General features: G+C 71.2%; 11 protein-coding genes. 7 read left to right on the top strand and 4 right to left on the bottom strand.

Going from position 1 to position 12,723, the window contains the following annotated elements:
* The first annotated feature begins 65 nt into the window (after nucleotides 1–65).
* The 4 genes from AC4GYY_RS11350 to phbB all read left to right on the top strand — a co-directional run bounded on the left by AC4GYY_RS11350 (nucleotide 66) and on the right by phbB (nucleotide 5,941).
* Nucleotides 66–1,754, top strand: coding sequence for a class I adenylate-forming enzyme family protein (locus AC4GYY_RS11350; protein WP_491120639.1), 1,689 nt, complete (start codon nucleotides 66–68; stop codon nucleotides 1,752–1,754).
* Nucleotides 1,755–2,002: 248 nt separating this feature from the next.
* Complete coding sequence (locus AC4GYY_RS11345; RefSeq protein ID WP_491120638.1) at nucleotides 2,003–4,186, top strand: xanthine dehydrogenase family protein molybdopterin-binding subunit; 2,184 nt, start codon at nucleotides 2,003–2,005, stop codon at nucleotides 4,184–4,186.
* On the top strand, nucleotides 4,183–5,187 hold the full coding sequence (hemH, locus tag AC4GYY_RS11340; protein WP_491120636.1) for a ferrochelatase: 1,005 nt from the start codon (nucleotides 4,183–4,185) through the stop codon (nucleotides 5,185–5,187). Before AC4GYY_RS11345 ends, hemH begins: the two co-directional genes overlap by 4 nt.
* Nucleotides 5,188–5,218: 31 nt before the next feature.
* Complete coding sequence (gene phbB, locus AC4GYY_RS11335) at nucleotides 5,219–5,941, top strand: acetoacetyl-CoA reductase (RefSeq protein ID WP_491120634.1); 723 nt, start codon at nucleotides 5,219–5,221, stop codon at nucleotides 5,939–5,941.
* 160 nt (nucleotides 5,942–6,101) lie between these two features.
* On the opposite strand, the gene AC4GYY_RS11330 is transcribed toward phbB, so the two are convergent.
* From AC4GYY_RS11330 to AC4GYY_RS11315, 4 genes are read right to left on the bottom strand one after another with little or no spacing between them, the layout of a single operon-like run.
* Nucleotides 6,102–7,004, bottom strand: a complete 903-nt coding sequence (locus tag AC4GYY_RS11330; protein ID WP_491120632.1) for a pirin family protein — start codon at nucleotides 7,002–7,004, stop codon at nucleotides 6,102–6,104.
* Nucleotides 6,994–7,440: an NUDIX hydrolase gene (locus AC4GYY_RS11325; RefSeq protein ID WP_491120630.1), complete on the bottom strand. Its 447-nt coding sequence runs from the start codon at nucleotides 7,438–7,440 to the stop codon at nucleotides 6,994–6,996. Before AC4GYY_RS11325 ends, AC4GYY_RS11330 begins: the two co-directional genes overlap by 11 nt.
* Entirely contained in the window at nucleotides 7,427–8,134 is a 708-nt protein-coding gene (locus AC4GYY_RS11320) for a glutathione S-transferase (RefSeq protein ID WP_491120628.1), read from the bottom strand. Before AC4GYY_RS11320 ends, AC4GYY_RS11325 begins: the two co-directional genes overlap by 14 nt.
* Complete coding sequence (locus AC4GYY_RS11315; protein ID WP_491120626.1) at nucleotides 8,134–8,421, bottom strand: BolA family protein; 288 nt, start codon at nucleotides 8,419–8,421, stop codon at nucleotides 8,134–8,136. Before AC4GYY_RS11315 ends, AC4GYY_RS11320 begins: the two co-directional genes overlap by 1 nt.
* Before the next feature lie 84 nt (nucleotides 8,422–8,505).
* Between AC4GYY_RS11315 and AC4GYY_RS11310 the strand changes: the two genes are divergently transcribed.
* The 3 genes from AC4GYY_RS11310 to AC4GYY_RS11300 all read left to right on the top strand — a co-directional run bounded on the left by AC4GYY_RS11310 (nucleotide 8,506) and on the right by AC4GYY_RS11300 (nucleotide 12,659).
* Complete coding sequence (locus AC4GYY_RS11310) at nucleotides 8,506–9,060, top strand: J domain-containing protein (protein WP_491121202.1); 555 nt, start codon at nucleotides 8,506–8,508, stop codon at nucleotides 9,058–9,060.
* A gap of 115 nt (nucleotides 9,061–9,175) precedes the next feature.
* On the top strand, nucleotides 9,176–9,658 hold the full coding sequence (locus AC4GYY_RS11305) for a hypothetical protein (RefSeq protein WP_491120625.1): 483 nt from the start codon (nucleotides 9,176–9,178) through the stop codon (nucleotides 9,656–9,658).
* 100 nt (nucleotides 9,659–9,758) lie between these two features.
* Nucleotides 9,759–12,659 (top strand): GAF domain-containing protein, encoded by a 2,901-nt coding sequence (locus AC4GYY_RS11300; protein WP_491120624.1) that lies wholly within the window; start codon nucleotides 9,759–9,761, stop codon nucleotides 12,657–12,659.
* The last annotated feature ends 64 nt before the right edge of the window (nucleotides 12,660–12,723 follow it).

Here is a 12,723-nt window from a genome sequence, read left to right as displayed (position 1 = left end):
GGCTTTCCCCCAGCGTTTGCGCGTCCCATAGGAGCCGCAAACGACAAGACCAAGCGGAGAGACGAATGCGCACCGAGCTCGACGAGCGGATGGACCGGGTGATGGCCGCGATGACCGGCGCGGGCGGCCAGCTCGCGCTCGGGACGTTCGAGCGGCGCGGCGTGTCGATGCCGATGATCGCCGCGGCGCCACCGACGCTGCCGGCCTATTTCGCCTACTTCAGCCAGGTGCATGCCGCCGCCGAGTTCCTGATCGCGGGCGACGAGCGGCTGACCTACGGCGAGGTGTATGCGAAGGCCGCCGAGGTCGCCCGGGCGCTGGCCGGCGGGTTCGCGGTTCGAAAGGGCGACCGCGTCGGGATCGCCGCGCGCAATTCGCCGTCGTGGATCGTGCTCTACATGGCCATCCTGATGGCGGGCGGGGTCGCGACCCTGCTGAACGGCTGGTGGCAGTCCGAGGAGCTGGCCGACGCGATCGCGGACGTCGACTGCCAGCTGGTGTTTGCCGATGCCCCGCGGGTGAAGCGGCTGGAGGCGATCGCGGACATTCGCGCGCGGATCGTCCCGTTCGACGATCTGGCGCCGATCGACGCGGCGATGGCGCCGATCCTCGCGGAAGGAACGGGCGAACTGCCCGAGGTGACCGCGGACGATCATGCGACGGTGCTGTTCACCTCGGGCTCGACCGGACGCTCGAAGGGCGCGCTCAGCGATCACCGCGGGGTGGTGCAGGGGGTGTTCAACTATCTGGCGTCGGCGCTGATGATGCTGGGCCTGGCGACCGAGGACGGGACCACGAGCGAACTCCAGCCCTCGACCCTGCTCAACGTGCCGCTCTTCCACGTCACCGCCGAAGTGCCGGTGATGCTCCAGAGCTTTGCGATCGGGCGCAAGCTGGTGCTGATGCCCAAGTGGGACGCCGAGGAGGCGATGCGGCTGATCGAGCGCGAGAAGATCACCTATTTCGTCGGCGTGCCGCTGATGAGCTTCGAGATCCTGACGCATCCGAACCGTGGCAAATACGACCTGTCGACGCTGGGCGACATCGCCGCGGGCGGCGCGCCGCGTCCGGCCGAGCACGTCCGCCGCATCGACGAGGAGATGACCGCCAAGCCGCTGATCGGCTACGGCCTGACGGAGACCAACGGCGTCGGGACCGGCAATTGGCGGAGCAACTATCTCGCCAAGCCGAACTCCGCCGGACGCCCCTCGATGCCGCTGGTCGACCTGGCGATCCTCGACGATGCCGGACGCCCGGTGGCGCGGGGCGAGCGCGGCGAGGTGTGCATCCGCTCGGTCGCCAACTTCCTCGAATATTGGGGCCGCGAGGACGCGACCGCGGCGGCGTTCACCGCCGACGGCTACTTCCGCACCGGCGACATCGGCTACCTCGACGAGGACGGCTATCTGTTCATCGTCGATCGCAAGAAGGACATCATCATCCGCGGCGGCGAGAACATCAGCTGCCAGGAGGTCGAGGCCGCGCTCTATGAGAATCCGCATGTCGCCGAAGCCGCGGTGTTCGGTCTTCCGGACGAGAAGTACGGCGAGGTGCCGGGCGCGGTGGTCCATCTGGACGAGCCGGGCGCGGTCGAGCCGGACGACCTGATCGCCTTCCTCCACGCGCATATCGCGGCGTTCAAGGTGCCGGCGAAGATCTGGATCAGCCCCGATCCGCTGCCCCGGCTGGGGACCGAGAAGATCGACAAGGTCTCGCTGCGGGAACGTTACCGGGCGGTCGCGCGGGCGGCGTGATCCGGGCTGCTCGGAGAGCGATAGAGAAGAAGAAGAAGGTGGTTCACGCGAAGGACGCGAAGAAGAAGAGAAGGACGCTATGAGGTTCGGCTCGTGTCGAGCGGTTGTCCCCAAGCCACGGTTTGACGACGAGAGCGCTGACGCGCTCGGAAGAGCAAAGCGCCGCATTCATCATCTCTGTTCTTCTTCGCGCTCTTATCGTCTGGTCGCGAGCGTCGCGTGAACCACCTTCTTACCGACCCGCCGCAATGGTGACCCGCCGTGATCTTTTTATCGGCGGTGGGGCCGGGATTGGCCTCCTCGTGCTGTGGGCGGGCTGGCCGCGGAGTTATGCGCCGAACCTGGCCGTGGGGCAGGGCGAGACGGCGTTCGGCGCGTTCCTCAAGATCGGGGTGGACGGGCAGGTGACCGTCGCGGTGCCGCAGACCGAACATGGACAGGGCGTCTACACCGCGCTGCCGCAGATCGTCGCCGACGAGCTCGGCGCGGACTGGCGGACGGTCGGGGTCGAAGCGGCGCCGGTCAACCCGCTCTACGCCAACCCGCTCGCCGCGCGCGAGCTGTTCGGCGAGCCGCTGTCCGAGGCCATCGCGGCCGAGGCGGCGCGACGGGGCACGTGGATGCTGACCGCGGGGTCGACCTCGGTGCGGATGTTGGAGGCCCCCTTGCGCGCATGCGGCGCCACCGCGCGCGCGCTGCTGATGCAGGCGGCGGCGGCGCGCTGGGGCGTCGACTGGACGGCCTGCGACACGGCCGCGGGCTTCGTCACCCACGGCAAGCGGCGGCTGCGCTTCGCCGACCTTGCAGCGGGGGCGGCGCAGGAGACCGCGCCCGATCCGCTGCCGTATCGCCAGCGCACCACCAACAGGCTGGCCGGCCAGTCGCTCCCGCGGCTCGACGCGCCGGCGAAGGTGGACGGATCGGCGAACTTCGCCGGCGACATCCGCCTGCCCGACATGGTGTTCGCCAGCGTCGCCGCGGGCCCCGCCCCGAACAGCCGCTTGCGGCGCACCGACACGGCGGCGGCCGACCGTGTTCCCGGGGTGATCCAGGTGGTCGAGACCGATCGTTGGGCGGCTGCGATCGGCGTCACCTGGTGGGCGGCCAATCGTGGCATCGCCGCCCTCGCGCCGCGTTTCGTGACCAGCGGGCCGCCGATCGACGACGCCGCGACGGACCGTGCGCTCACTGCTGCATTCGCGGGCGACGGCGTCCGGATCGCCTCGGCGGGGGATCTCGGCGCCGCGTTCGAGGGCGCGCAGCTGTTCACCGCCGATTACCGCGCGGCCCCGGCGGTCCATGCCGCGCTCGAGACGCCGGCGGCGACCGCGCGCTGGCGTGCGGGGCGGCTGGAGGTGTGGATCGCGAGCGACGCTCCCAACGCCGCTCGGATCGCCGCGGCCGACGCGATCGGGGTGTCGCCCGACGCGGTGACGATCCACCCGCAGATGGTGGGCGGCTCGTTCGGTGCGGCGCTGGAGAGCGATGTCATCGCGCAGGCGGCGGTGCTGGCGCACGACCTCAAGCGGCCGGTGCAGGTGACCTGGAGCCGGCGGGAGGCGTCGCGTCAGGATCGGGTCCGCGCGCCGGCGATGGCGCGGATGGCGGCGCGGCTGTCGCCGGCGGGGATGATCCTCGGTTGGCAGACGAAGATCGCCGCGCCGTCGACAGGGCGCGACCTGCCGCGGCGGCTTGCGGGGGGGCTGCCGTTGCGCGCGGTGCTGGCGACCATAAGCGATGCGACGGCGGTGGCGGGCGCGATCCCGCCCTACCGCATTCCGGCCTATGCGATCGACCACCACCCGGCCGAGATCGGCGTCGCGACCGGGCGGTTGCGCGGCGGCGCGGACGGCTACACGTGCTTCTTCACCGAGTCGTTCGTCGACGAACTCGCGCACCGCTCGGGAAGCGAGCCGGTGTCGTTCCGCTTCGCGATGCTGGGGGGACAGCCGCGGCTCGCGCGCTGTCTCCAGACCGTGGCGGCGCTGGGCGGCTGGGGCGGTGGCGCGGACGGGAGCGGCCAGGGGATCGCCTGTCATGCGATGCGTGGCGGCTTCGTCGCGGTGATGGCGGAGGTGCGGGTCGAGCGCGGCCGGATCGCGGTCGACCGCCTGGTGGCGGCGGTCGATTGCGGGCGGGCGATCAACCCCGATCTGGTGCGCCAGCAGATCGAGGGCGGTCTGGTGTTCGGCATGGCGGCCGCGCTGGGGGCGGCGCAGTCCTACGCAGGCGGCGCGGCCGTGCCGAGCGCGCTCCATCTGCCCCGCCTTGCCGACACGCCCGACATCACGGTCGAGCTGATCGCCAGCGACGAGCCGCCGGGCGGGGCCGCGGAACTGGGGGTTCCGGCGGTCGCGCCGGCGATCGCGAACGCGGTTCGCTCCGCCACGGGCTTGCGGCTGCGCGCGCTCCCCTTACGTGTGCCCTCGTGATCCCCGCCGACCATCCGCCGATCCCGCCCCGCAAGGTCGGCGTGTTGCTCATCAACCTGGGCACCCCCGATGCGCCCGACGTCGCCTCGGTGCGGCGCTACCTGGGCGAGTTCCTGTCGGACCGGCGCGTCGTCGAGCTGCCCTGGATCGCCTGGCAGCCGATCCTGCGCGGCTTCGTGCTCAGGACCCGGCCGCAGAAGTCGGCGGAGGCCTATGCGCAGGTCTGGCGCGACGACGGCTCGCCGCTCGCCGCGGTCACCAAGGCGCAGGCGAAGGCTCTCGACGGCGCCTTCGGGCCGGGCGTCGTCGTCGATTATGCCATGCGCTACGGCCGGCCTTCGATCGGCGAGCGGCTGGCGGCGATGAAGGAGGCGGGGTGCGAGCGGGTGCTGCTCGCGCCGCTCTATCCGCAATATTGCGCGGCGACGACCGCGACCGCCAACGACAAGGCGTTCGCCGAGTTGGCGGCGATGCGCTGGCAGCCCGCGCTCAGGACGCTGCCCCCCTACCACGACGACCCGCGCTACATCGCGGCGCTGAAGACCTCGGTGGAGGCGGGGATCGCGGCGCTGCCGTTCGTGCCGGACGCGCTCGTCACCAGCTTTCACGGGATGCCGCAGCGGACGTTGGAGATGGGCGACCCATACCACTGCCATTGCCGCAAGACCGCGCGGCTGCTGGGCGAGGCGCTGGGACGCGAGGTGATCGTCACCTTCCAGTCGCGCTTCGGCCGGGCGAAGTGGCTGGAGCCCGCCACCGACACGATGCTGGAGGCGCTGCCGGGCCGGGGCGTCACGCGCGTCGCGATCATCGCGCCCGGCTTTTCGGCGGACTGCCTGGAGACGCTGGAGGAGCTGGCGATCCGCGGGCGGGAATCGTTCGTCGAGGCGGGCGGGACCGATTTCGCCTATCTGCCCTGCCTCAACGATTCGCCCGTCGGTGTCGCCATGCTGCGCAGCATTCTTGCAACGGAGCTTGCGGGCTGGGTCGACTGCCAATAGCCTCGGGTCGCAATCGGGACGGAGAGGTGTGATGGCGCGCGTGGCGATCGTGACGGGGGGCACCCGGGGCATCGGCGAGGCGATCAGCCTCGCGCTCAAGGACATGGGGATGACCGTCGTCGCCAATTACGCGGGCAATGACGAGCGCGCCAAGGCGTTCAGCGACCGGACCGGCATTCGCACCGTCAAGTTCGACGTCGGCGATTACGATGCGGCGCAGGCGGGCGTCCAGCAGGTGACCGAGGAGGTCGGGGCGGTCGACGTCCTCGTCAACAACGCCGGCATCACGCGCGACGGCACGCTGATGAAGATGGACAAGCAGGCCTGGAACGAGGTGATCGACACCAACCTCGGCGGCTGCTTTACGATGGCTAAGGCTGTGTTCGAGGGGATGAAGCAGCGCGGCTGGGGCCGGATCGTCAACATCGGCTCGATCAACGGCCAGGCGGGGCAATACGGCCAGGTGAACTACGCGGCGGCCAAGAGCGGCATCCACGGCTTCACCAAGGCGCTGGCGCAGGAAGGCGCGCGGTTCGGGATCACCGTCAACGCGATAGCGCCGGGTTATATCGATACCGACATGGTCGCAGCGGTGCCCGCGGACGTGCTGGCGAAGATCGTCGCCAAGATCCCGGTCGGCCGGCTCGGCAAGGCCGAGGAGATCGCGCGCGGCGTGGCGTTCCTGGTCGGCGAGGAGGCCGGGTTCGTGACGGGCTCGACGCTGTCGATCAACGGCGGGCAGCATATGTACTGACGGGCGCAGGGGCGACTGCGTTCGCCCCGTTGCTTGCGGAGCAAGCAGCGCCCGGCACGGTCGGCGGCGCTCAAGCGCCGTCCGACGACGCGGCTTTGCCGCGGCGCTGTCCTAACCCGTCCGGCGCTTCGCGCCTCCCTCCTCTCCCACGGGAGAGGGATTACGGATAGCTCACCGTCTTCGGCGCTTCCGGGATCGGGATCCATTCCTGGTCGTCGCCCGGGACCTTCGGGAACTCGCCCGCCATCCACGCGCGCTTGGCCTCGTTGATCCGTTCGCGCGAGGACGACACGAAGTTCCACCAGACGTGGCGCTTCGTCGCGAAGGCGTCGCCGCCGGCGAGCATCGCGCGGCCGCCGCTCGCCGAGCGCAGCGTCGCCGCGACGCCGGGCCGCAGCACGTAGAGCTGCATCGCGACGAGCGGGACGCCCTCCAGCTCCGCCTCGCCCTCCGCCAGGTAGATCGCGCGTTCGTCGGCAGCGGCGTCGATCGGGATCGACGCGCCGGGCGTCAGGACGATGTCGGCGTAGATCGTGCCGGCGTAGGTTGTGGCCGGCGAGCGCGCGCCCCACAGATCTCCCATGATGACGCGCGCGGTCGCGCCGTGCGCGTCGATCACCGGCAGGTCGGCGGCAGCGACATGCTCGAACGCGGGGTCGATCTCCTCGCGGCCGTCGGGAAGCGCGAGCCAGGTCTGGATGCCCGAGAGCGGCGGACCGGCGGGACGGACCTCGGCCGGCGAGCGCTCGGAATGGACGATGCCGGTGCCCGCGGTCATCAGGTTCACCGCGCCCGGCTCGATCACGATGTCGGTGCCGAGCGAATCGCGGTGGCCGATCGCGCCGTCGAACAGGTAAGTGACGGTCGCCAGGTTGATGTGCGGGTGGGGCCGCACGTCGATCCCCTCGCCCGGCGGCAGGTGCGCGGGACCCATCTGATCGAAGAACAGGAACGGCCCGATCATCGTCCGCGCCTTGGCGGGAAGCGTGCGGTGGACCTTGAACCCACCGAGATCGTGGGTGACCGGCGTCAGCACGATCTCGAACAGCTCGTCACGGGTCATCGGTCTGCTCCAGCATGGTCAGGAGGTCGTCGGGGTAGATGGTCTCGGGCCAGCCGGCGAGTTCGGCGCGCTCGAACCAGCGCCACGAGGTCATGACGCGGCGTTCGAGCTCGGTGTGGCCGGCGGGATCGATGTCGCGGGCGTCGACATCGACGCGGAACCAGCGCTCGTCGGCGCGGACCTCGACGCCTTCGAGGGTCAGGAACTCGACGGTGCGCCGGGAGATCTCGGGGCCGGGATCCGCGACGATTCCCGTCTCCTCGAACAGCTCGCGGCGCGCCGCCTCCGCATAGCTCTCGCCGGGATCGAGCGCGCCGCCGGGCGTACACCAGAAGGGCGCACGGTCGGCGGCGTCGAAGCGGAACAGCAGCGGCCGGCCGGCGCGGTCGACCAGCAGGATGCGTGCCGCCGGGCGAGGCGTCCTACTCGTCGCCATCAAGTTCGGGATAATGGCGGAAGATGCCGTCCTCGTTGAAGGCGATCCGCCGGTCGCTGGCGAGATAGGCGGCGACGCCCGGCAGCTCGGCGACGCGGTCGCGAATCGCGAGGACGTTCGGGTATTCGCCCTCGATCGCCGCCATCCGCCTCGGGAAAGCGTAGCGGAGCCCTTCGACCAGCTGGAACAGCGAGGTGTCGGCGTAGCTCCAGCGATCCCCCGCGAGCCAGTCGCCCCCGGCCTGCGCCGCCTCCTCCAGCCATCCCAGGAACTTGGGCATCCGCTCGGCGCGGAACTGCGCGGCGGCGCGCGCGGCCTCGGGCCTCTGCTCGTCGTAATAGGCCATCACGGCGACCGGATGGTGGACGTTGTGCGCCTCGCCCACCGCGTCGGCGATCGTCAGCTGGAGCTGGTGAACCCAGGTGCGCCCACCGAGTTCGGTCGGCGCCAGATCGTGGCGTTCGGCGAGGTAAAGGAGGATGTTCGCGACCTGCGCGACGACGATCCCGTCGTCTTCCAGATACGGCGGCGCGAACGGCGTCCGCCCCGCCCGCGCATCGAGATCGGCGATCAGCGCCTCGACGCCCCGGTCGCGCGCGCAATCCTCATAGGGTAGGCCCGCGGCTTCGAGCGCGAGGCGGACGAACTCGCCGCGTCCCTGGATGTGAGGCCAGTACCAGAGCTTGTAGGCCATCACGCCTCTCCCGGCGCGCGGGCGCGGATCGCGAGCGCATGGATGCGGGTGGCGAGCAGATCGGCGAGCGCCTGATTGACGAGCCGCTGGCGCGCGACGCGCGACCGGCCGGCGAACGCATCGGCGACGATGTCGACCCGGAAGTGCGTCTCGCCCGTGCCGTCGTCGCCCGCGTGGCCGCGGTGCTGCGCGCTTTCGTTGACGACGGTGAGCGCGGCCGGGGACAGCGCGGCGCGGAGCCGCGCCTCCATGGTTTCGGTCAGCGGCGTGGTGGCGGTCTGGGTCATCGCCACCATATAGCCTGCTTTGCGCGGAGCGGGAGCCGGGTGACGGAGAAGAAGGAACGGCCGAACGCGAGGTTTCACGGCCGGATCGAGAACAGCGGTCGCGTGTGCGACCAGCCCGGATGCGAGGAGCGCGGCGAGTTCCGCGCGCCGCCGGCGGACGGCCCGGTGCGCGGCGACCGCCCGCCGCCGTTCCGATGGTTCTGCCTCGACCATGTCCGGGCGTTCAACCAGCGCTACAATTTCTTCGACGGGATGAGCGCGGACGAGATCCACGACGCGCAGCGGCCGATGGCGGGATGGGAGGCGACGCGCGTCTATTCGAACGGCGGAGTGGACCGCCCGCCGCGCTGGGCCGATTTCGCCGACCCGCTCGACGCGATCGGCGCGCGGTTCGCGGACCGGCGCGCGGCCACGGCGGAGCGCAAGGACGGACGGCCGCTGTCCGGCGCGGATCGCGAATCGCTGCGCACGCTGGGGCTGGAGGTCGATGCCGATCGCGGCGCGCTGCGGCGGCGCTACAGCGATCTCGTGCGGCGCTATCATCCCGATCGCAACGGCGGGGACCGCAGTCACGAGGCCGCGCTCGCCAAGGTGATCGCCGCCTACCAGCAGCTGCGCAAGGCGGCGGCGTTCGCGTGACGCGACCAAGGCGTCGCCGGGCGCGACGAAGCCGTTTCGCCGATCCTCCGCCGCAGCATGCGTGAACGGGCGGTGTCGGCGGGCCACACGCCTCCTCTCACCAGAGGAGGTTTCCATGCTGTTTCATCTGTCGATCGACGCCGGCGATCCCGCCCATGTCGCCCATGTCCTCGCCGAGCTGTGGGGCGGCGCGGCGATGCCGTTCCCGGCGGTGATCGAGGGATCGTGGGTCGCGTTCGCGGGCGACGACCGCGGCACGATCGTCGAAGTCTATCCGCGCGGGACCGAGCTTCGCGAGGCGGCGGGCGCGGCGGGATCGTTCGGGTTGATCGGACGCGGCGGCGATCGCTCCGCGACGCACTTCGCGATGGGGACCACGATGGACGCGGACGCGGTGCTGGCGATCTGCCGGCGCGAGGGCTGGCCGGCGAAGGTCTGCCTGCGCGGCGGCGTCTTCGGAGTGATCGAGATCTTCGTCGAGGGCGCCCGGATGATCGAGGTGCTGACCCCCGAGATGCAGCGCCAATATGTGGGCGCGATGACGATCGACAACTGGCGGGCGATGCTCGCCGGGGCGCAGCCCGCGCTCGCGGCCTGACGCTTTGCGACGAAGCGGCGACGAAGGCGTCGTCGCGCCGGCCGCCGGCGGGCTCCTTCGCATGGTGGCGCATCGGCGGCGCTGCTAGCGTCGCCGGAGTATGGCGCGTGACGACCTTGCCCGCATGCCGCCCGGCCTGATCGGGTCGGCCCCGGCCGTTCGCCTGTTCCTCTCCGAGCAGTTCGCGCGCGAGACCGACCCGGACCGATTGATCGCGATCGTCGCCGAGACGATCGGGCGCTATCTCGGGGTCGTCCGCGTCGGGTACGGCGAGATCGACGAGACCGGCGCGTGGATGACGGTACCGGCGGACTGGGTCGACGGTGTCCCGAGCCGCGCCGAGCGACGCCCGTTCGACCGCCGCGACACCTTTTCGCGGATGTATGCCGAAGGCCGCACGCTGATCGCTCCCGACGTGACGCTGGAGCCGTGGTACGACGAGCAGCGCGCGTATCTGGAGGCCGAGCACGCGCGCGCCTGCCTGGGCGTGCCGGTGATCGACAACGGCCGGCTCGTCGCGGTCTTCAACGCGATCCACAACGCACCGCGCAGGTGGACCGAGGAGGAGGTCGTCACGCTTGCCCATGCGGGCGAGCGGCTGTGGGGCGCGCTTCAGCATCTGCGCACGCTGACGCAGCTGCGCGAAGGCGAGGAGCAGTTCCGGACCCTGGCGGAGAACGTCCCCGCGCTCTGCTGGCTCGCCGACGAGACCGGCTGTCCGATCTGGGGCAACCGCGCCTGGCACGAGATGTTCGGCGGGACGGAGACCGCGCTCGGGGCGATCGGGCGCGTCCTGCACCCTGCCGACCACGACGGTGCGGTGGCGGCCTGGGCGTCGGCGATCGCGTCGGGCGAGCCGGTCGAGATCACGGTGCGGATGCGCGGACGCGATGGCCCCTACCGCCCGTTCCTCAGCAAGTCGGCCCCGATCCGCGGCGAGGACGGCGCGGTCCGCCGCTGGTGCGGGACGATGGTCGACCTGTCGGGCCGCCACGAGCAGGCGCAGCGCGAGGCGTTCCTCGTCGCCTGGAGCGACGGCGTTCGCGCACTCGTCGATCCCGACGCGATCATCGCCTCTACGCTCGATCAGCTCGCCCGGCACCTGGGCGTGGCCCGCGCCACCTACGCGAAGGCTGGCGAGGACGGACGCTCGCTGACGGTCGAACAGGCATGGCAGGACGGGCGAGTGGGCTCGGTCTACCAGTCGTTCGCGACCGAGGCGCTCGGCGAGAAGGTCCTCGCCGATTATCTGACCGGCACGCCGGTGCGGGTGAGCGATACGCACGTCGATCCGCGGTTCGACGGCGGCAATCTCGGCTTCTACGACGCGGTGGCGTGCCGCGCGTTCCTGAGCGTGCCGATGATCGACGGCGGGCGGATCGCGTCGGTGCTGTCGGTCGAAGAGACCGGCCCGCGCGAATGGACCGACGCCGAGTGCCACCTGATCCGCGAGCTGGCCGATCGGACCTGGGCGGTGGTCGCGCGGGCGCGGGCCGAGCAGCGCCGGCGCGAGAGCGAGGCCCTGCTCGCGGCATTCATGGAGAACGCACCGCTCGGGATGCACCTGCGCGACGGAGCGGGCCGGTATCTGATGATGAACCCCGAGCTGGCGCGGCAGATCGGGGTGCCGGTCGAGAGCGTCGTCGGACGCAGGGCGCGAGAGTTCCTGCCGCCGCCGGTCGCCCAGCGCGTCGACGCGCTGGAAGCGGAGGCGCTCGCCGGGCGTCCGGCGTCGACCGAGTTCCGCTTCGCCGACCGCGACGAGCATGCCGCCCTGCTCGCGGTCGTGTTCCCGATCGCGGTGCCCGGCGGGGAGACCAAGACCGGCGGCTTTACGATCGACGTGACCGAACGCGACCGCGCCGAGACCGCCTTGGCGCGGTCGCGCGAGGCGCTCTACCAGACCGAGAAACTGTCGGCGCTCGGCTCGCTGCTGGCGGGGGTGAGCCACGAGCTCAACAATCCGCTGTCGATCGTCGTCGCGCAGGCGGTGATGATGGAGCGCCAGGGGCAGGGGACCCCGCTGGCCGAGCGCGCGGGGAAGATCCGCAAGGCGGCGGATCGCTGCGCCCGCATCGTCCAGACCTTCCTGGCGATGGCGCGGCAGAAGACGCCCGAGCGGCGCCCGGTCGACTTGAACGGCGTCGCCGCGGCGGCGCTGGAGCTGACCGATTACGGCCTACGCTCGGACGGGATCGCGTCCGAGCGCGACTTCGCGGTCGATCTGCCGCTGATCTCCGCCGACTCCGACCAGCTTCACCAGATCGTGGTCAACCTGATCGTCAATGCGCAGCAGGCGATGGGCGGCGCGGCGCTCGCCGAGCGACGCCTGACGGTACGGACCCGGCGCGGAGCGGCGGAGACGGTGGTGCTGGAGATCGCCGACACCGGGCCGGGCATCCCCGAGGCGCTCCGCCGCCGCATCTTCGAGCCGTTCTACACCACCAAGCCGCAGGGCCAGGGAACGGGTGTCGGGCTGTCCTTTTCACAGGGTCTGGCGGAGGCGCATGGCGGGCGGCTGGAGCTGGCGCCGTCGGGGGTCGGTGCGTGCTTCCGGCTGACGCTGCCGATCGACGAAGGTCAGGGGTCGCCGGCGGCCGTGCCGGAACCGCCGGTGGTCGAAGCGGGGCCACTCCGGCGCGCGCTGGTGGTCGACGACGAGCGGGAGATCGCCGAGTCGCTCGGCGATTTCCTGTCGCTAGAAGGCTATGCGGCGGAGGTCGCGGTCGGCGGCGCGGCCGCGATCGAGCGGCTGACCGCGACGGATTACGATCTGATCGTCAGCGACCTGCGGATGCCGGGGGTCGACGGTCCTGCGCTCCACGCCTGGGTGGCGGCGGAGCGGCCGCACCTGCTGACGCGGATGGCGTTCACGACCGGCGACACGCTGGGCGCCGCGGTGGCACGGTTCCTGGACGAGGTGCGACGACCCGTGCTGGAGAAGCCGTTCATGCCCGACGGGGTACAGCGGTTCCTGGAGGCGGTGGAGCGGGCCGGCTGAGGCCAGCATCTCACATCCGTTCGCCTTGCGCCCTTCGGCTGGCAGGCAAGCCAGCCGCTCAGGA

Source organism: Sphingomonas sp. SP6 (assembly GCF_058313435.1).
The sequence above is the reverse complement of the archived record's forward strand: the minus strand, read 5'-3'. Positions and strand labels throughout refer to the sequence as shown.

Coding starts and splice junctions, on each gene's coding strand:
- AC4GYY_RS11305 (WP_491120625.1), top strand. CDS start 9,176: ATGCTGTTTCATCTGTCGATCGACGCCGGCGATCCCGCCCATGTCGCC.
- AC4GYY_RS11300 (WP_491120624.1), top strand. CDS start 9,759: ATGGCGCGTGACGACCTTGCCCGCATGCCGCCCGGCCTGATCGGGTCG.
- AC4GYY_RS11345 (WP_491120638.1), top strand. CDS start 2,003: ATGGTGACCCGCCGTGATCTTTTTATCGGCGGTGGGGCCGGGATTGGC.
- AC4GYY_RS11315 (WP_491120626.1), bottom strand. CDS start 8,421: ATGACCCAGACCGCCACCACGCCGCTGACCGAAACCATGGAGGCGCGG.
- AC4GYY_RS11325 (WP_491120630.1), bottom strand. CDS start 7,440: ATGGCGACGAGTAGGACGCCTCGCCCGGCGGCACGCATCCTGCTGGTC.
- phbB (WP_491120634.1), top strand. CDS start 5,219: ATGGCGCGCGTGGCGATCGTGACGGGGGGCACCCGGGGCATCGGCGAG.
- AC4GYY_RS11320 (WP_491120628.1), bottom strand. CDS start 8,134: ATGGCCTACAAGCTCTGGTACTGGCCTCACATCCAGGGACGCGGCGAG.
- AC4GYY_RS11330 (WP_491120632.1), bottom strand. CDS start 7,004: ATGACCCGTGACGAGCTGTTCGAGATCGTGCTGACGCCGGTCACCCAC.
- AC4GYY_RS11350 (WP_491120639.1), top strand. CDS start 66: ATGCGCACCGAGCTCGACGAGCGGATGGACCGGGTGATGGCCGCGATG.